Raw genomic sequence first — 18,918 nt, forward strand, 5'->3', positions numbered from 1 at the left:
TGTTCGCGGTTTCATCCATCCGTGCGATCTAGTTATTGTACGCCAGCCTTTAACCTAAAAAATACGCATGTTCCAAGCTCCAATGCGGACTCTCTTTTGCGTCGTGCGACGGACTTAATACCCTATTTCTCTGACCACGATATTTTGATGGCCAATGCTACGGGAACCTTGTCTTTTCTACACAAACTAGTTCACAATCAGTCTGATACTTCTCTAGAGGGAAAAGTTGAACGCCTGCACATCAAGAATGAATTACAGAATCGGCTGTTGCTTGTCACCACCGAACTGAATTCTTTCTCGGCTGAGCTGGATTGTGAAGGTGAACGGGCCGATCAGCTGGCTTCGTACCTGGATGAACGAGCCAACAACCGCAACGACGTGCTTACCGTAGCTTCTATCGCCGTGGGAGCCGTTACGACCATCGCTACCGTTAGTATTTCATCCGATGCTACGCAGAACGTTGTAGGTCTGGTAGGCGGTTTGTTGAGTGGGGGTCTGGGGGGCAGTAGCTTGATTAAGGGTCGGAAAGTACCCTTCAATCATCCGAGAAATGTATTGAAAGACATTTGGGAGGTACCCCAGCAATCCAGCATCTATACGCCTTTCATCTGGTACATGCTGAACGAAAAGAGCTTTAGTAACGAGCACAAACAAGGCATCATTCGTTCCATTCGCGATCGCTGGCTGACCTTACAGTTTGATGGTGAAACGGAAGGCCGGAAGCAAAACCTGCTTTTCGGTAAAGGCGGCAAGTACAAGGCCGATGATCTGCACGACCGGGCCGATTTGCTCAATCAGTTGCAATCCAGCATTCGTTCACTAAATCAGGATTTGCAGAGTTTTGTGTTATCGGTAAACCGGTTGCCGTAAGCTGTCCTGCGTGGTAATTAGTCGTAAATGCTATTCGCTTAAAGAGGCGAATACTGGTGCAGGTTTCCAAACTTGTACCAAGGGGTAAGAAACCTCTATCCATTGACCCTCGCCAACCCCGCAGGGGTCCAACAGGAATAGCCCCGTATGCAATACGGGGTAACAGCAAGCAGATATAAAATAAAAATCCTGCTTCATAAACCCAGAAAGAGCCGGAGCTTACAAAGCAGGATTCGATACTTCGTTACAGATTGATCTCTACCCGGCCAAAGACATAACGACCGTTGAAACCAAACTGATTAGCCGTACGCGAATACAGAAACTGACCACTGTTGGAATTCGCCGCGACGGTCATACGGTCGGGATATACATCAAACAGATTATTAGACCCGATCGTGATCCGGACGGGTTTGGCAATCGAGTAGCCTAAACCAACATCCGTAATGACTTTAGGCGTGTAATACTGTTGTCGCTCAATCGCATTGACAGCTTCGGTCACGCCACCAAAGTAATTATTCCGCAAAAAAACGTTGAACTTACCCAGATTGTACGTGAGTGTCAGATTCACTTTTTTGTTGGGAATGGCCCGTTCCAGGTAAATCCGGCTGGCATTACTGAAGTATATATCCTCTTTGCCCTGCAGCAACTCGGAGGCTTTTACCGCACCGACCTGCCGAGTCTGGAAGAAAGAACCCGCTAAATCCGCCCGCAAGGTTCCCCGCCCCAGTCGCTCGCTGTAGGTCAATACCGCATCGATTCCTTTGGTTTCCGTATCGATAGCGTTGGCGAAAAATTGGGCTCGGGTCGCATTAGCCTGTAAGAGAATGTCGTACAACTGCCGGTCGGCTTCCGAAGCGTTGGCGGCATTACTTCCCGCAAACTGATCCGTGAAAATAACCCGGTCGTTGATCCGGGTGAAATAGCCATCGACCGTTACCTTAAACGACCCCAGATTACCGGTTACACCTGCACTCACACTTTGTGATTTCTCGGGACGCAGACTCGGAATACCCACCAGTTGGGCCGCCCGGCTGTTGTTGGGAAATACGCCTACTTCATTCGCTACTCCATTCGTAAAGACTGTAGACGTATTCGTGTAATATCGCTGTTGCAGCGAAGGAGCCCGGAAACCCGTATTGGTCGAAGCCCGGACGGCGATCTGATCGGTGATTTTGTAGCGAAGCGAGATTTTCCCGTTCAGCGTCGAGCCGAAGTCACTGTAGTTCTCGTACCGAATGGCTCCATCCACCAAAAAGGCTTCACTCAGATTTAATTCAACCTCACCGTATGCCGCTACCGACGTCCGATTGGCATTCACCGCATTCTCCGGCCGGAAGCCCGGAAACACCTGAGCCCCACCGGGACGCGGCGAACCGTTGGGTCCAAACAGGGTATTGACCGGACCGGCTGGATCGGGAATCAGAATAGGTTTACCCGTGGCATCTACGCCAACCTGCCGGGCCGTACCGTAATTCGTATACGAGTTCGGATCACCGGGCAGCAGTTGGTAACGCTCGAAGCGGTATTCACTCCCAAACGCTAGATTCAATCCGCTCAGAACATCGAATTTTCGGGTAAAATCCAGATTGAATGTGTTTTGCGTAAACCGTGGACCACCTGCCCGGAATACCGTAGGCGACGCCGTCAGCAAAGAAGCATTGATCGAATTTTCAACCCGGAACTCAAACTGGTTTTGTCCCAGGGTATTACTGAAGTCAATGTGCCAGTCGTTTACATCTCCCCGAATTCCCACGGAGACCGAGCGATCGTAAATGTCTGACCCGATATACGGCATAAAACCCAGGGGGTAGACCTCCAGTACGTTTCGGGCATCATTGGGATACCGGTAAAAGCCGGGCGAAAGTCCGCGACGATAACCCAGGCCCCCGAAAGAATAAATCTCGGCGTTGTTTCCCAGCGGCACGGCGGCATTGAAAAAGAACTGACCGCTCCGGAACTGCGACTGTCCGACAATCAGGCTGTAATCTTCACGCGTAGTGTTGGTGCGGGCCAGAAAGCCTTCGGTATCATCTGCCCCGCCGGGATACGTCGGGTAAATGACCCCGTTGTATACGCCTCCCCGATTGGTCGGTTCGCGTTGGTCGAATGAGCCGGAGAAGTTAATGTAACCACCTTTTTCACCCAAGGGCAACCCGTAATTCAGTGCGACCTGTACGTTTTGTCCATCCTGAATATTCTTTCCGTTGCTCTGGGTGATGTACCCGCCCGTCGTCACGTTGGCGTCGAAGTGGTTGACTGCACTTTTCAAAACGATGTTGATGACTCCGGCAATGGCATCCGAGCCATACTGGGCCGAAGCTCCATCCCGCAGAATTTCAATTCGGTCGATAGCGGATACGGGAATCGCGTTCAAATCCGTTCCGACCGATCCCCGGCCTACCGTACCGTTCACATTTACCAGTGAAGACGTATGCCGCCGCTTGCCGTTAATCAGTACCAGCACCTGATCGGGACCCAACCCGCGAATGGAAGCCGGGTCAATGTGGTCCGTACCATCGCCGAGCGACTGCGTATTAGAACTGAACGATGGAGCGGCGTAATTCAGAATCTGGTTGAGCGTCACCTGCGGAGCATCGCGGGTGAGTCGCTTCACGTCGAGTACATCGACGGGTACGGGCGAGTCCAGTTGCGTACGCGGTTGCGAACGGCTCCCGATTACCACCACTTCGTTGAGTTCAACGCCGGGTTCCAGTGCGAAATCAAGCGTGGCCGTTTCGCCTGCGGCTACGGTCACGGTTTGCGTCTGGTTTTTGTATCCTACAAAACCGGCCATCACCGTCAGTGTACCGGGGGATACCGAAAGGCTGTATTCGCCACTAGCATTGGTCAGGGCTCCCGAGCGGCCTACCGTAACCGTCGCTCCGACGAGGCTTCGCCACCGGAAGTAACCTTGCCGCGTAAGGTAGCCTGCTGGGCAAACGTCAGGCCCGGCAGCAGCATACCAATGAGCAAAAAGAAGAGTTTGGAAGTAATTAGGTGTTTCATAGAATGGAGTTTTGTTGCAAAACGTATACCTATTCGTTACTCGCAAAAACACTATACTAGCACGTTCCTGAACTAATCCTTGGCATGCCCTTTGTACCATTCAAGGTTATGATTTTCACCCTAACATGAAAAGACCATGAGCACGCACATTGATCGTCGGGAGGATGTCAATCCTGAAGAAGGCGAACGCAAATACGGCGATGTTCCTTTCGCTGATACCACCAATCATAAGTATCCGATCGATACCCCCGAACACATTCGGGCTGCCTGGAGCTACATTCATCATAAAGACAATGCAGCCAAGTATGATTCCGACGAGGTCGAACTCATCAAAGACCGCATCCGTCGGGCGGCTGAAAAGCACGACATTAGTTTGGAAGATGATTGAAAGGGCTAATTCCTTTAAGAGTATCTATACGAGAAAGCTTTCGATGGGTAAGATCTTGTGGTACAGCAATAGACATACTCAGTTTTCTGAAACTTAATCAGAACGTTTGCAAAATCATTGATGTGTAGAAAATATGACTCAGATTATGCAAAGTGGAATTTTGGTATGCCTTTGGTAGAGAAGCTGATATTTCAACCCTAGCTATAACTACTTAGTATGAATTTAATTCTGCATTTACTGCTCGACGCTGCCGTCATTTTTGGTTTAGCGTATGTCATGCCTCAGGTTGAGGTAAAAAGTTTTGGTAAAGCGTTGCTCGTCGCTGTGATCCTGGCTCTTCTCAACGTTACAATCGGCTGGATTCTCCGGGGCATTGGTAACCTGGTTACGTTCTTTCTTCTGTCATTCATCGTCCGTCTGCTTGTGACGGCGGTACTGCTCAAGCTGGTCGATTCGTTCATGAGCAGCCTGACCATCCGTGGTTTCTGGCCCGCTGTAGTCATTGCTCTGGGCGTAGCCGTTGCCGGGGCGGTTCTGGATCAGGTATTGACTCCAGCTCCTGCGGGCAATGGACGCATGGAAACAGCCCTACAATGGATATCCCAAACCCCTTTACTTAGAAGCTAACGTTTAGCGGATAGACTATACATAAAATCAAAAGAGCAGCGGGGTTCGCTGCTCTTTTGATTTTACTGACCACCAGGAAGGAATCTATTCATACCTCCATTTGTATGAATTTTCCAGGCGAGCGATCGCCGTACCAGGTGTATTTCATCCATTCATGGTATCCGGGTGTTCAGATCCGTACTCTTCCATTCCTGCGAGCTACCTTATCAGCTCCGGTTATTCAGCCATGTATCTACAAAAGCGACCCGACAGGAATTGTCGGGTCGCTTTTACAAGTATAAAATCTTATTTTTCGGTTTTACCACCTACTGAGCCAGCGGGCGTCGTTGCTTTACCGGCATTTTTCACGTACTTGTCTAACCAGCCATTCATCTCACTGAGCATGTGCATCAGCGATTCCTGCGAATCGTAGTGGTGACTTTCGTAAGGTAGAAACACCAGCTTGGCAGTAGCTCCCATGCCTTTCAGGGCGTTGTAATAACGCTCCGATTGGACGGGGAATGTTCCGGTATTGTTATCCGCTTCGCCGTGGATGAGCAACAGCGGCGTTTTCATTTTGTCGGCATTCATGAAGGGTGACATGCGGTTGTACACGTCGGGAGCCTGCCAGTACGTACGCTGTTCATTCTGGAAGCCGAAGGGCGTTAGGGTACGGTTGTACGCACCGCTACGGGCAATACCAGCCTTGAACAATTTACTATGCGTCAGCAGGTTCGCCGTCATGAAAGCACCGTACGAGTGACCGCCTACGCCAACCCGGCTCGAATCCACTACGCCCAGTTTCACTCCTTCGTCAATAGCCGCTTTCGCCGAAGCTACGAGTTGTTCCACGTACGTATCGTTGGGTTCTTTGTCGCCTTCGCCGATAATGGGAATAGAAGCGTTATCCAGAACGGCGTAACCCATTGTTACAAAGGCAGCGGCTCCCCAGAAACTAATGGCGTTGAATTTGTAGGGTGATCCACTGACCTGACCAGCAGCGTCCTTGCTTTTGAATTCCGCGGGATAAGCCCAAAGGAAGGTCGGCAACGGACCGTCTTCTTTTTTGTAACCCGCGGGCAAATACAGCGTTGCCGTCAGATCCACGCCATCGTTGCGTTTGTAGCGAAGTACCTGTTTCTGAATGCCTTTCAATTGCGGATACGGATCGGGGAAGAAGCTCACCTGCGTAACCGCCGTTTCATTTTTCTTCTTCTTTTTCGCGTTGAAATTCAGGTTGCGGATGAAGTAATTCGGGTTTTGATCCACCGCTTCGCGACGGGTCAGCAGCAGTCCTTTTTCGGCACTCAGCAAACTCACCGGAATTTCGAAAAACGGAGCTTCCGAACGCCAGATGACTTTATTCTCTTTCGTTACCAGATTCAGTACGCTTACAAACGGACGATCGCCTTCGGGTGACGCACCGACGGTATTCGTAAAGTACAGTTCATTTTTGGCATTGATGTCGAGCACCTGACGACCGTACTGGTTTTTACGGGTCTCGGGCCGACCGGGATCGGAGTACTTATCTTCAAACGAACGTTCGAGCAATACAACCGGATTCGTTGGATTGGAAGGATTCAGAATCTTCGTCACCTGCTTTCGGGTAGCCCACCAGCGTTCCTGTACGAGAGCCGTATTGGCATTACCCCAGGTGACGCCACCAAAACGCAGAGCACTGGCGTACAATTCTTTGGCTTCGCCCGAGAACGGAGCTTCCAGCGTTTTCAGCACGTCACGAACGGCTACCTTCCGTTTGGCATCACCACCATCTTTAGGTTCTACCCAGGTTACAGTAGCCGGAACGTCGGCCCGCCAGTTGTAATTGCGTGGATAAGGAATCGTCGCATCCGAACCCCAGGGAGCATTTTCCACCAGCGGATTATCCGTCAGCGTTTTTACGAGTGAACCGTTGAGGCTGTATACATCGACCTTGGTCGGGAAGTACCGCATCGGAACGATGTAGGAGAACGGACGGTGTACGCTTTCCACGAGCACGTACTGTCCGTCGGGCGACGGCGTAGCATCCGTTACCAGTAAGGGTTGACCGATATTTTGTACCGAACCATCCAGTCCAAGTTTCACCACCTGAGCCGTGGCGTGGTACTCAAACAATTTTTCGTCGGAAGGATTTTTCAGCAAATCCTGGTACGTCGGAGCCTGTCCTTTTTTACCAAGGTTTTCCTGAATGGTCGGTCCCGAAGGTACCCGACTCAGGGCCGGGGCCGCTCCACGAGCATTCGGGACGGTCGTTACGATCAGGGATTTGGAATCGGAAACCCAGTTCAGCGGTGAACCCAACGCAGCGTTTACGGCCAGATCAGAAAGTTTCTGAGCCGTAGCCGTAGCAACGTCAATTACGTAAAGTTCAATTTTGTTTTCGCTGGAATTCGTGAAGGCAATCTTCGTTTCATCCGGCGACCAGGTCAGGTTCGAAATAGCGGCTTTGGCGGGTAGTCCCTTCACCTGCATTTCTTCCTTGCCGTTCAGTTTGCGTAGTTTCAGATTGATGAGCGGAAAGCCACGACTGGGTCCGTTGTTGGCAGGATTGATCCGCAAGCCAGCAATCCGTAATTCTGGCTGCGACAATTCAGCGATGGAAGGATTCGCGGCCCGTTCGGTAATCAGCACCCAGTCGCCTTTGGAATCGACATTAAAACCCGGCGTGGGGGGCGTGTTGACCAGATCAGCCAGGGCTTTGGGAGGCGTACGGTAGCCGCCGTCCTGGGCGTATACCAGTTGCCCCATCCCCAAAGCCAGCAGTACAATAAGGAGTGGTTTTCTCATGGGAAAGTGAATGATGTAGAGATTTTACAGGTGTTTATAGCGGATGAGCGTAGGTTCGAAGGCAGGTTAGGGTTTGAATGGTGTTTGAGTTGGTTTGAATAAGGTTTGAAGTTTGAGTCAAGTTTAAGGTTTACGTAGAGGATAGGAGTGCCGGGCACTGATCCCGGAACAGCCGATTAAATACCTGCGACTTGAACTTTCCCCTAAAGACAAATGAACCTGAAACCGCTTCAGACCAAAAACCGATTTCAAACTTGAAACTGCTCTCAAACAGCTTCAAACCTGAAACCACTCAAACTATTTTCAAACATGAAAAAGCTTCAAACGCTCAGCTACCCGCAGACGCTTTTCAAACGTTCCAACCAATTTAACCACTCCTGCGAATCGCCTATGGGTTTATCGTCTCTTTCGCCCGCCGATTCGACCAACGGCTTAAAACCGGATACAACAATACGGCCCCTAAAATCAGGGAAGCCCCTGCGTAAAAGCCCGTCGTCATTTTTTCGGCATCGCCAAAAATGAAGAAAGCCAGTAGAATTCCGTAAATGGGTTCCAGGTTTACGGTCAGGTTCATCACAAAGGCCGTAAAGGTTTGAAACAACCGCACAAATGCCGCATAAGCGTATACGGTACACACGCCCGCCAGTACCACGACCCAAAGCCAGTCCCAGCCCTGCGGCAGAATCGCTACGGGTTCTTCCGGAGCCAGTACGCCATAGTACAGGGGCAGAAATACGGCCGTACTGATCCAGGCCCCGGTCATTTCATAAGCGGTAATCAGGCGGGGTTCTACCTGACGACTGAACATGGAGTTAAACACGGAAAACAGGGCCGAAAGGAAGGCCGCCGTTACGGACATGGCTAGACCCAACGCGTGATCGAATTCAAACAGAAAGATCAGATACAGACCCGCCATGACCAGTAATCCCAGGAAAATTTCAATGGGACTAATGCGACGCCGGGTAAATAAGGGCTCTACCACCGCCGTCCACAACGAACCGGTGGACATACCGGCCAGACACACTGAAACGTTGGAAACCCGGGCCGAGCCAAAAAACAACAGCCAGTGAGCTGCTACGAGCGTGCCTGTCAGTAACAGTTTCACGACCGGAATCGGCTGCTGGGGCTCCGCCTGTTTCTGCCAACGCAAAAAGGCCCACATGCCCAGCGTAGCCAGCCCCGTACGCCAGAATACCAATGACAACGCAGGAATGGTAACCAGCCTTCCCAAAATGGCCGTAAAACCAAAAATCAGAACAATAAAGTGTAATTGTAAGTAGTCGCGAACAGTGGGCCTCATGGCAATCAGATCAAAAGAAATACGGCTCGACCATCGGCCGAGTTATAGGGGCGGTGAGAGGCATGAAGGAGTTAAACCGTAAAGATAAGGGCTTACTTTCGGTGTCGATACTTTTTTAACGCGGTACAGTGCGATACAGAACCAGTCCAACTACTGAGAACACAATATTGGGTAACCATACGGCCAGGAAGGGATCAAAGGCCCCTTTTTTGGCAATACCGCTACTCATCATGAAAAACAGAATGTAAATAAAGGCCAGTCCAAAACCCAGGGCGATCTGGAAACCTACCCCACCCCGCGATTTCCGGGCGGAAACAATGACGCCAATAGCCGTCAGAATAACAATGGCAAAGGGGCTAGCCAATCGCTGGTATTTTTCAATCAGGTATAGTTCGACTCCTTCCGCTCCCCGGCTCTGAAGCTTCTGAATATGCTCATTGAGTTCGGTTAGCGTAAAGGTTTTCTCCAGATCCTGCGTGCTTCCAAAATCTTTGGGTTCCAGGGCCAGGGTCGTATCAATCAGCTTTCCGTAGGTAAGCTGCTCACCGGTTTCGGTGATGGTACGGATGCTGTAATCCACCGCCGACCACTTGTTAATCTCTGGTTTCCAGACAATATACGAGGCTGCCAGTTTCTGTACCAGCTTATTGTTTTCAAATTTTTCCAGCGTAAACTTATCGCCCTGCTGGGTACTGTTATTGTAGCTCGCCAGGTACGCGTACACGTTCGGGCCGACCTGAATGTGTACATCGCGTTTGTCGTAATAATACGTTCCTCCCTGCACGTACTTCTGCTCGAAGGCCAGCCGCTTTTTATCAGCTGTCGGAATGACATAGGCCACCAGATAGAAAATCACCCCCGCAATGAGCGAGGCCGCCAGCAGGTACGGTCGCATGAAGCGAAGGAAACTGACGCCCGTACTAAAATGGCAATAATCTCGGTTTTAGCCGCCAGGTTGGCCGTAAAGAAAACGACCGTAATGAAGACCATCAGCGGACTTACGTAGTTGGCCCAGAAAATGGCTAAATTGACGTAATACACCAACAACAGATCGTGCGTGGAGGGCTTATTACGAATAAAGTTTTCGACCTTTTCGGTATAGTCGATCACCAGAATAATCAATGTCACCAGCGAAACGACAAAAACGTAGGTCGTCAGAAATCGCTTGAATATATACCAGTCGAGTATTTTCACGGCTCCGGGGTCACGGTTCGGGGAATTCTGTACGCGAAACTAAAACTACTTTCGCAAAGCCCCTTCTTAAAAAATGCAAATAACGTAGGCTAAAAAAACGGACGACCCTACGCTAATGAGCAGCAACAGAAATTTTAGTGAACAGGTTCTGGCTTAAACCTTCGTCTGCACCAGAATATTACGGGCCACTTCATAGCTCACAAAAGAAGGATGAGCTTCGTTAATCTGGATCGTCATCGAACGGTCAAACTCGTTGACTTCCAGTACCTGTACCAGACTTCCGGGAATGAGCCCTGATTTACTCAGAAACTGCAAAAACGGAGCCGTATGCTCCGATACGCCCATCATGATAACTTCCTGCTGAACAGGCACTTCGGCTAATTTCTCATATTCAGCGGAAGGCATTCGGCCCGAAGCCGTCGGGATAGGATCGCCGTGTGGATCGGACTCTGGAAAATCCAGAAAAGCATCCAGTCGATTGATGAGTTCTTCGGAAGCAATGTGCTCCAATTCTTCGGCAATCGGGTGTACCTCATCCCAGCGAAAACCCAGCTTTTCCACCATAAAGACCTCCCATAATCGGTGCCGTCGGATCACCTTCAGGGCTTCCTGCTGACCTTCTTCCGTAAGCCGAACGCCCTGATACTTTTTATAATGGATCAGATTTTTTTCTGCCAGTTTCCGTAACATATCCGTCACTGACGCCGCTTTCGTCTGCGTTTGCTCCGCCAGGGCGTTCGTACTCACCTCTTCGTAGCCGGGCCCTGAGAGATGGTAGATTAGTTTTAGATAGTTTTCTTCCGTTAATGAAGCCATTCGCAAATTCAGTTGGCTACAAAGGTACTTTTGAGGAAGTCAAAAATAAAAATTTAGGGCACCCTAAAAAAATGTTTTGATTTTTCGAAACCATCTTTACATTTGCTTCGTTTAACCTTGGATTGCAGCATATTAGATTTCTGCTTCGTTGAAAATGGATACACCAAACTTCCGGTAGCAGGACCATAACTCGCATTATATTTGGTATGAATTCGCCTTTATCTACGTCAGATTCGAAAGCTTCACCTTTTCTGGAACATTCGCTGCCGGAAGCACATGCCTCCGTACGCATTCCGGAAGGAGCCAGTAACTGGCGTAAATTTCTGGCATTTGCCGGACCAGGACTGATGGTGGCCGTGGGCTACATGGACCCGGGCAACTGGGCCACGGATATTGAAGGGGGGGCCCGTTTTGGGTATACCTTACTTTCGGTCATTCTGATTTCGAACCTGTTCGCGATGATATTACAACACCTGGCTTTGAAACTGGGCATTGCTACGGGTCGTGACCTGGCTCAGGCCTGCCGCGATCAGTTTTCTCGTCCGGTTGGCTTAACCTTGTGGGTATTGGCGGAAATTGCCATTGCTGCGACCGACGTTGCGGAAGTACTGGGATCAGCCATTGCTCTTAATCTACTCTTTGGGTTACCGCTCACCGTGGGCGTAGTCATTACGATTCTCGACGTACTGGTGATTCTGTACTTTCAGAACCGGGGTTTTCGAGCCTTGGAAAGCATCGTGGGTGGGCTTATTTTCGTTATCCTCTGCTGTTTCATTTACCAGATGGTGGCATCCCATCCGAGTTTGCCAGCCATTGTTCAGAACCTGATTCCCCGACCTGAGATTGTCATGGATCGGCATAAATTGTACGTGGCCATCGGGATTCTGGGAGCTACCGTGATGCCGCACAATCTGTACCTGCACAGTAGCATTGTTCAAACGCGAGGCTTCACGCGTGATGATAGAGGTCGGCGGGAAGCAGTGAAATTCGCGACCCTTGATTCTACCCTTTCGCTGTTGTTGGCTTTTTTCATCAACGCGTCTATCCTGATTGTGGCCGCTGCTGCCTTTCACAGTACGGGCAATCAGAGCGTTGCTGATATTACCGATGCTCATCGTTTACTCGACCCCGTTCTGGGCGTAAAACTGGCCGGTATTTCCTTTGCCGTAGCCCTGCTGGCAGCGGGTCAAAACTCGACGGTGACGGGTACACTGGCCGGGCAGATCGTGATGGAAGGCTTTCTGAATTTACGTCTGAAACCCTGGATTCGCCGACTTCTCACCCGATCCATTGCCATTATTCCGGCGTTTGTTGCTACGCTTTTGTACGGCGAAAAAGGCACGTCTGAACTGCTGGTGTTCAGTCAGGTGGTACTGTCTATCCAGTTGAGTTTTGCGGTAGTTCCGCTGGTCTGGTTTACTTCCAGAAAAGATTTGATGGGGTCTTTTGTCAATGCTCGCTGGCTGAGTATCACCAGCTGGATCATTGCGGCGATTATTTTTGTGCTAAATCTGTATTTGATTATTGCTAGCTTCTAGGGCGTACGCAAAAGCCCGAATCCAGATTTTGGATTCGGGCTTTTGCGTATTAAGAATGGCTTACTTCAGATTCTTCAAATCCACCAGATCCATATCCGTGTACGTATAGTTTTCTCCGGCCATTGCCCAGATGAACGAATAGTTCGACGTACCCGCTCCCGAGTGAATGGACCACGGCGGAGACAGGATCGCCTGGTAGTTGTTGACGAGCAAGTGCCGAGTCTGTTGGGGTTCACCCATAAAGTGGAAAACCCGCTGATTTTCGGGAACGTCAAAATAGAAATACGCTTCCATCCGACGGTCGTGTACGTGAGCCGGAATGGTATTCCAGATGCTACCTGTACTGAGAATCGTAAGGCCCATAACCAGCTGGCAGGACTCCAGGCCTTCCGCGTGAATGTATTTGTAAATCGTCCGTTCATTGGCCGTTTCTTTCGAACCAGCGTTGACGGGCGAAGCTCCTTCTTTCGTTAGTTTGGCATTAGGGCAAATCCGGTGAGCGGGTGTTGAAGCCAGGTAGAATACCGCAGGCTGGGCCGGATCAGCACTGGCAAAGGTTACGTTCATGGTACCTTTACCCAGGTACAATGCTTCGTATTTGCTAAGCTCGTAGCGTTCTTCGTTGGCCGAAACGATGCCCGGGCCACCGACGTTGATGATACCCAGTTCGCGGCGTTCGAGGAAGTAGTTGGCACGTAATTCGTCGTAGGTAGGTAGCGAAATTTCCTGACTAACGGGTTTTACGCCGCCCACAATAAAACGGTCATAGTGCGAATACGTAAACTGGATCTGATCGTCGGCAATGACGTTCTCTACCAGGAATTGTTCCCGCAAACGGTCGGTATCGTAGTGCCGAACGTCATCAGGGTGGTGTGCATAGCGAGTCTGCATGAGTAGAATAATAATGGCTTCAGAATATGAAATAGACGAGAATCAAGCATTCGTACCCTTCAATTCCCAAAGAAGCGAACCAATCCTGACTATCTTTGTTTTCGGTTTAGGGTTCAGCGTTTGGGGTTTAGAGTTTCAGCGTGCCTATCACATCGCTTGTACTGATTATGCAGATAATCAATGATTAAAGGATTGACACTTTCGTCTTTTAATCATCAGCGAAACTTTTAACCCAAAACCCAAAACTCACAACTCATTAACAAGACATCCATTGAAATCCCTCGCTTATCTCAATAAATACCTCTGGAAGTATAAGGGTACCCTTTTTCTGGGGACATTGTTTACCATTATTTCCAACCTTTTTGGGATTATTCCCGCCCAGATTGTCCGGCATTCGCTGGATCTGGTTAAGGAAACACTGGATTTGTACTTCCTCTTCGATGGCACCAAAGTCCAGGCCAATATCTACCAGGATTTCTCGTATAACATTCTCATTTACGGTCTGCTCATTCTGGCGATGGCCTTACTGAAAGGGATTTTCCTCTTTCTGGTTCGGCAAACGCTCATTGTCATGTCCCGCCTGATCGAGTATGATCTGAAGAATGAGATTTACAATCACTACCAAACCCTCCCCCTGAGTTTTTACCGGCGGCACAACACGGGTGATCTGATGGCCCGTATCTCCGAGGACGTCTCGAAAGTACGGATGTACGTAGGCCCCAGTATCATGTACGGACTCAACCTGATTACGCTGTTCATCATGGTAATCAGCTACATGGTGTCCGTTAGCCCGCACCTGACTTTCTACGTTTTATTGCCCTTACCGCTGCTTTCGATCAGTATTTTCTTCGTGTCGAGCGTTATGAACAAACGTTCGGAAGAAATTCAGCGGAATCTGTCCCAACTTTCAACCAACGCCCAGGAAGCTTTTTCCGGTATCCGGGTACTGAAAGCGTATGTACAGGAAACGTTTTCCACCCGGCAGTTTGAAAAGCAATCCGAGAGCTATCGTAATAAATCCCTGAGTCTGACTAAAGTAGACTCAATGTTTACACCATTAATTTTCGTATTGGTGGGCTTATCGAACATTCTTTGCGTGTACGTAGGCGGTCAGGAAGTCATTGCCGGTCGGCTCACGCCCGGTAACATTGCCGAGTTTCTGATTTACGTGAACATGCTGACCTGGCCCGTAACGGCTCTGGGCTGGACGACCTCGCAAATCCAGCGGGCAGCGGCTTCGCAGGAACGGATCAATGAGTTTCTGAATCAGAAAACGGACCTGGTTTCTACGGAAAATCTGGAAAAAGAAATTGCGGGCGATGTGGAGTTTAAACACGTCACGTTCATTTACCCGGATTCGGGGATCGTGGCTTTGAAAAACTTTAACCTCCGTATCAAGGCGGGAGAAACCGTAGCCATTCTGGGCGGTACGGGTTCGGGTAAGAGTACGCTGGCCAGTTTGCTCACGCGGATGTACGACGCTTCTTCGGGGGATATTCTGATTGACCAAACGCCGATTCAGTCGTACCAGATTCCGGCCCTGCGTCGTCAGATGGGTTACGTACCGCAGGATGTCTTTTTGTTCTCGGATACAATTTCCAACAACGTTCGCTTCGGTTTGCCGGATCTTTCGCAGGAAAAAGTAGTTCAGGCGGTTCGGGATGCGGACTTGTACGCGAACATCGTAGACTTCCCCGAAGGATTCGACACCAAAATTGGTGAACGCGGGATTACGCTTTCCGGTGGACAGAAACAACGCCTCAGTATCGCTCGAGCCATTGCTCGTGAACCTAAAATTCTGATTCTGGATGACTGCTTATCGGCGGTGGATACGCAAACGGAAGCGACCATTCTGAATAACCTGAAAGGCATCATGGCGAACCGTACGTCGGTCATTATCAGTCACCGGGTTTCGTCAGCTAAACTGGCCGATCAAATTGTACTGCTTGATGACGGGGCCATTGTGGAACAGGGTACGCACGAAGAATTGATGAAGCGAAACGGAGCGTATCGGGAACTTTACGAGAAACAGCTACAGGGCGAAGAGGCTTAAGCGAACGCCTGTACGGCCTGCCATACGCCTAGTAAGATGAAGCCCCAACCCGTCAGTAACCGGATGGTTTGGGGCTGAATTTTATCCAGAATACGCTCCCGGTTTACGGAAGTTAGTTTGGCATACAGGTAATTCATCGCAAACGAACCTCCCGTAGCTCCAAGGATAAAGAATAGCTCGTGTCCAAACGAGTCCAGCGATAAGCCCGGCTTGCTATTGAACCATACCGTAGTCACCAGCCAGAAGGGTACCAACTGCGGATTGCACAAATTCAACACCATCGCTTTCGTAAAAGCAGATCGGTTCGCGGGCGATGTACTTTCCTGTTGCTCTACATCAGGAGTTGACTTCTTTTGTAAAGTAAGAAATCCGATGATCAGCAGGATAGGAATGACCGACCATTGAAACCAGATCAGTACATCGGGCACCTGTTGCAACCAGCGAAAGCTGTAAATGGCGAGTGCACTTCCTAATATTTCCGGTAAAGACGCTCCTATTGCAGCCCATAAGCCTACCCGCAGGTTCTTTTGCATCACTACCTGTACAATACTAAGCTTGACCGGGCCTGGATAAATGGAACCCAGACAACCGATGATAAAGGTTACTGTAAAAATCCATAAAATCTTCATGATGGTCGGGGCTGAGAGGTGGGTATTCTCGCAACCCTAGGTAGGTCTATTTGTCAAAAAGGTATTCCAGACCACCTTCCTTAATTCCACCAGTACAGGAACGTTTGCCAAAGGCCTACGGCAATAAACAGTAGACCGATGATTCGCTCCATCCACTCAATCTTAATGTGTTTGAGCAGTTGGTTTTCATAGCGTAAGGCCAGTTTTGCGTAACTGAATTGTAAGGCGAAAGCCCCCAAACTGGCTCCCATGACAAAGCCTAACTCGTGCCAGCCGGATTGTACTTTGAGCCAGTGGTAAGCCTGGTAGTTGAGTAGAATGGCAAACCAGTACAAAGGCAGTTGTCCATTCAAAAAAGACAGAAATAAGCCCTTGGCAAAGGCCCAGCGGGGTGTACCAGATTGGGGAAGCTCTTGCTGAGTATTGGGTTTTCGCAATAACGCAGCGATGCCTAACAGAAACAGAACTGGGATGACTAGTAACTGCAGGGATTTAAGCCAACTGGGGTAACGTTCAACAAATTGCACGCCCTGCAAAGCCAGATACCCGTACGGAATTTCAACCATTGCTCCACCCAAACCTATCCACAAAGCAGCGTAGAAATTTTTCCTCAATACTGCTTGTATTACGGATAGATTCACAGGCCCTGGATGGACCGATCCCAAAAAGCTGATGACGAATGTTACGAGAAAAATACAGGCTGTTTTCAAGGGAAAATCAAATCAGCCACAAAAATAAAAAGATCGCCAGGAACCAGCGATCTTCAGGTACAAGTAGTTCAGTAAGTTTATGCCTTCAGGGATTTCGCTACGCGAACGGCCTCCGTAATTTTATCGGCAATAGCCTGCCATTCATTGGCTTCTACCAATGCTTTCGGGAAAAGCTGTGAACCAATTCCGACACCGCGTGCCCCTGCATCGAACCAGCTTTTCAGACTGGCTTCGGTAGGTTCTACGCCGCCCGTTACGACAATATCCGTCCAGGGCATGGGGCCTTTGATGGCTTTCACAAAATCGGGCGAAGAAGCTTGTCCGGGGAATAGCTTGACAATTTCAGCACCCCACTCTTCGGCTTTGGAGATTTCTGAAAGGGTAAAGCAACCCGGCATCCAGGCAATTTTCCGACGGTTACAGGTAATAGCCACATCCTGATGTAATACCGGAGCTACCACAAAATCCGCCCCTAGCTGAATGAACAGCGTAGCCGAAGCCGCATCCACAATGGTACCCGCTCCAACCACCAGATCAGGGAAGTTTTTCTTACCAAATTTCCGCAGTTCGGAGTACGTTTCATGAGCGTAATCGCCACGGTTCGTGAATTCACAAATCCGAATACCCCCTTCGTAGCAGGCCGTCAGTATTTTCTTCGCTACTTCTAAATCATTATGGTGGAAAATCGGCATAATGGGATTTTCCAGTAAGGTTTGATAAACCTGCAAACGGGTGAAACTTGCCATGTAGAGTTTTGAGTTTGGTGTTTAGGGTTTAGCGTTCGATATGCTCCAAACCTTTCGCCCTTTCTGCTACCTCAGTTATCCTAATTACTTTTTAACGCTGTCAGCGTTTCAGCTAAGGCAGAATTTTGACTGATCCATTGAGATATCTAACCCAAAACTCTAAGCCCTAAACACCAAACGCTAACTGTATCTATCGACTCAGCCTTCCGCTCGTGTCGCCGCTCATGACGGTTTCGATTTCGGATACGGAGGCCAGATTGAAATCGCCTTCGATGCTGTGTTTTAATGCGGAAGCCGCCGTCGCAAAATCGATGGATTTCTGATCGGAAAAGCCTTGAATTTGCCCGTAAATGAACCCCGCCAGGAAGGCATCTCCCCCACCGATCCGATCCACCATCGGTACCATTTCGTGCGTCATGGTCTGTACGAGGTCTTCGCCATTCCAGCAACGCCCCTGTAGGGTGTTGTGCGAAGCCGAAAGGGAGCCTCGTTTGGTATTGATGATCTTTTTAACCCGGGGAAACTTCTCCTGAATCTGCCGACAAACGGAAATAAAGCCCTTTTCCTGCGTGTTGGGCGTAATATCGAATAACTCCTCTGCGTCGCCTTTCCCACAAACAATGACATCGCAACCGGCCGTTAACTCGGTCATGACTTCAGCGGCAGTCGAACCCCATTTCCAGAGGTTTTTCCGGGAATTGACATCCGCCGAAACCGTGATACCCATCCGATTCGCTACGGCAATGGCGTCGCGGCATGCCTGGGCAGCTCCTTCGGAAATTGCTGGAGCGATACCCGTAAAGTGAAACCACTGAGCATCCGCGAGGATATGCTCCCAATCAAGTTCCTTCGGGTCAAGTTGAGCGAAGGCTGAGTTGGTACGATCGTAAATAATACGACTGGCCCGCATCATGGCTCCGGTTTCCAGAAAATAGGTACCAATACGATCTCCGCCGTATACAATATCCTGCGTTTCCACGCCATACCGACGGTAGGCCGCCGCCGCCGCGTAGCCCCAATCGTTATCGGGAAACCGGGTTACGTGACTGGCTGGAATGCCGAGGTACGCCAGAGCGGCTGCCACGTTGGCTTCTCCGCCACCGAAATTCACATTTAGACTCGTAGTCTGAACAAAACGGGCGAAGCCCGGCGTACTGAGCCGGAGCATAACCTCGCCAAAAGTGACAACTTTTTTCATGTAGGGTAGCAATCCTTGGGACAGGTCCTGAAAGGATTTAGTAGGAGCCTAACACTGCTTCGACCCAAACGGATACTAAATCCTTTTCTGATATAGATAAAAGACGTTAGGAAGGGATAGATACCCCGAGTTCCCGGGAGAATCGAGTCATAGATTTATGAAGGTTCCATTCCCCGGATTCATTTT

At 49.7% G+C, this 18,918-nt stretch carries 15 protein-coding genes and 1 pseudogene; 5 read left to right on the forward strand and 11 right to left on the reverse strand.

What is annotated here, in order from left to right; translation table 11 throughout:
- Window positions 1-96 precede the first annotated feature (96 nt).
- Window positions 97-870 carry a hypothetical protein gene (locus tag BWI97_RS13195; RefSeq protein WP_146010932.1) on the forward strand — a complete coding sequence of 258 codons (774 nt, stop codon included), beginning with the start codon at window positions 97-99 and terminating at the stop codon, window positions 868-870.
- A gap of 244 nt (window positions 871-1,114) precedes the next feature.
- Here the strand turns inward: BWI97_RS13195 and BWI97_RS13200 are convergent, their stop codons facing one another.
- Window positions 1,115-3,721 (reverse strand): TonB-dependent receptor domain-containing protein, encoded by a 2,607-nt coding sequence (locus tag BWI97_RS13200; protein ID WP_233207842.1) that lies wholly within the window; start codon window positions 3,719-3,721, stop codon window positions 1,115-1,117.
- A 14-nt stretch (window positions 3,722-3,735) separates the two neighbouring features.
- On the reverse strand, window positions 3,736-3,876 hold the full coding sequence (locus BWI97_RS28345; protein ID WP_233207843.1) for a hypothetical protein: 141 nt from the start codon (window positions 3,874-3,876) through the stop codon (window positions 3,736-3,738).
- 136 nt (window positions 3,877-4,012) lie between these two features.
- Between BWI97_RS28345 and BWI97_RS13205 the strand changes: the two genes are divergently transcribed.
- Together BWI97_RS13205 and BWI97_RS13210 are read left to right on the forward strand one after the other, a co-directional pair.
- Window positions 4,013-4,264: a DUF6582 domain-containing protein gene (locus BWI97_RS13205; RefSeq protein WP_094808250.1), complete on the forward strand. Its 252-nt coding sequence runs from the start codon at window positions 4,013-4,015 to the stop codon at window positions 4,262-4,264.
- Between the two features lie 216 nt (window positions 4,265-4,480).
- Entirely contained in the window at window positions 4,481-4,891 is a 411-nt protein-coding gene (locus tag BWI97_RS13210; protein WP_094808249.1) for a phage holin family protein, read from the forward strand.
- 285 nt (window positions 4,892-5,176) lie between these two features.
- On the opposite strand, the gene BWI97_RS13215 is transcribed toward BWI97_RS13210, so the two are convergent.
- From BWI97_RS13215 to BWI97_RS13230, 4 genes and pseudogenes are all read right to left on the reverse strand, one after another.
- Entirely contained in the window at window positions 5,177-7,657 is a 2,481-nt protein-coding gene (locus BWI97_RS13215; RefSeq protein WP_102201306.1) for a prolyl oligopeptidase family serine peptidase, read from the reverse strand.
- A gap of 388 nt (window positions 7,658-8,045) precedes the next feature.
- Window positions 8,046-8,957: a DMT family transporter gene (locus BWI97_RS13220; RefSeq protein ID WP_102201307.1), complete on the reverse strand. Its 912-nt coding sequence runs from the start codon at window positions 8,955-8,957 to the stop codon at window positions 8,046-8,048.
- Window positions 8,958-9,072: 115 nt separating this feature from the next.
- Window positions 9,073-10,151 (reverse strand): annotated as a pseudogene (locus BWI97_RS13225) (LptF/LptG family permease).
- Between the two features lie 153 nt (window positions 10,152-10,304).
- Window positions 10,305-10,967, reverse strand: a complete 663-nt coding sequence (locus tag BWI97_RS13230; protein WP_094808247.1) for a metal-dependent transcriptional regulator — start codon at window positions 10,965-10,967, stop codon at window positions 10,305-10,307.
- A gap of 206 nt (window positions 10,968-11,173) precedes the next feature.
- Here BWI97_RS13230 and BWI97_RS13235 point away from each other — a divergent pair, with 206 nt between their 5' ends.
- Window positions 11,174-12,505 (forward strand): Nramp family divalent metal transporter, encoded by a 1,332-nt coding sequence (locus BWI97_RS13235; RefSeq protein WP_102201308.1) that lies wholly within the window; start codon window positions 11,174-11,176, stop codon window positions 12,503-12,505.
- A 60-nt stretch (window positions 12,506-12,565) separates the two neighbouring features.
- On the opposite strand, the gene kduI is transcribed toward BWI97_RS13235, so the two are convergent.
- Window positions 12,566-13,396 carry a 5-dehydro-4-deoxy-D-glucuronate isomerase gene (kduI, locus tag BWI97_RS13240; protein ID WP_102201309.1) on the reverse strand — a complete coding sequence of 277 codons (831 nt, stop codon included), beginning with the start codon at window positions 13,394-13,396 and terminating at the stop codon, window positions 12,566-12,568.
- A gap of 271 nt (window positions 13,397-13,667) precedes the next feature.
- On the opposite strand from kduI, the gene BWI97_RS13250 reads away from it, so the two are divergent.
- Window positions 13,668-15,449 (forward strand): ABC transporter ATP-binding protein, encoded by a 1,782-nt coding sequence (locus tag BWI97_RS13250; protein ID WP_102201311.1) that lies wholly within the window; start codon window positions 13,668-13,670, stop codon window positions 15,447-15,449.
- On the opposite strand, the gene BWI97_RS13255 is transcribed toward BWI97_RS13250, so the two are convergent.
- The 4 genes from BWI97_RS13255 to BWI97_RS13270 form a co-directional block, all read right to left on the reverse strand.
- Entirely contained in the window at window positions 15,446-16,078 is a 633-nt protein-coding gene (locus tag BWI97_RS13255; protein ID WP_094808244.1) for a LysE family translocator, read from the reverse strand. The two genes, BWI97_RS13250 and BWI97_RS13255, sit on opposite strands and share 4 nt — an antisense overlap.
- A gap of 80 nt (window positions 16,079-16,158) precedes the next feature.
- Entirely contained in the window at window positions 16,159-16,788 is a 630-nt protein-coding gene (locus tag BWI97_RS13260) for a LysE family translocator (RefSeq protein ID WP_102201312.1), read from the reverse strand.
- A gap of 77 nt (window positions 16,789-16,865) precedes the next feature.
- Entirely contained in the window at window positions 16,866-17,534 is a 669-nt protein-coding gene (locus tag BWI97_RS13265) for a bifunctional 4-hydroxy-2-oxoglutarate aldolase/2-dehydro-3-deoxy-phosphogluconate aldolase (RefSeq protein WP_102201313.1), read from the reverse strand.
- 190 nt (window positions 17,535-17,724) lie between these two features.
- Window positions 17,725-18,732, reverse strand: coding sequence for a sugar kinase (locus BWI97_RS13270; protein ID WP_102201314.1), 1,008 nt, complete (start codon window positions 18,730-18,732; stop codon window positions 17,725-17,727).
- Between the last annotated feature and the right edge of the window lie 186 nt (window positions 18,733-18,918).

The sequence above is a fragment of the Siphonobacter sp. BAB-5405 genome (assembly GCF_002872335.1).
Taxonomy (GTDB): domain Bacteria; phylum Bacteroidota; class Bacteroidia; order Cytophagales; family Spirosomataceae; genus Siphonobacter.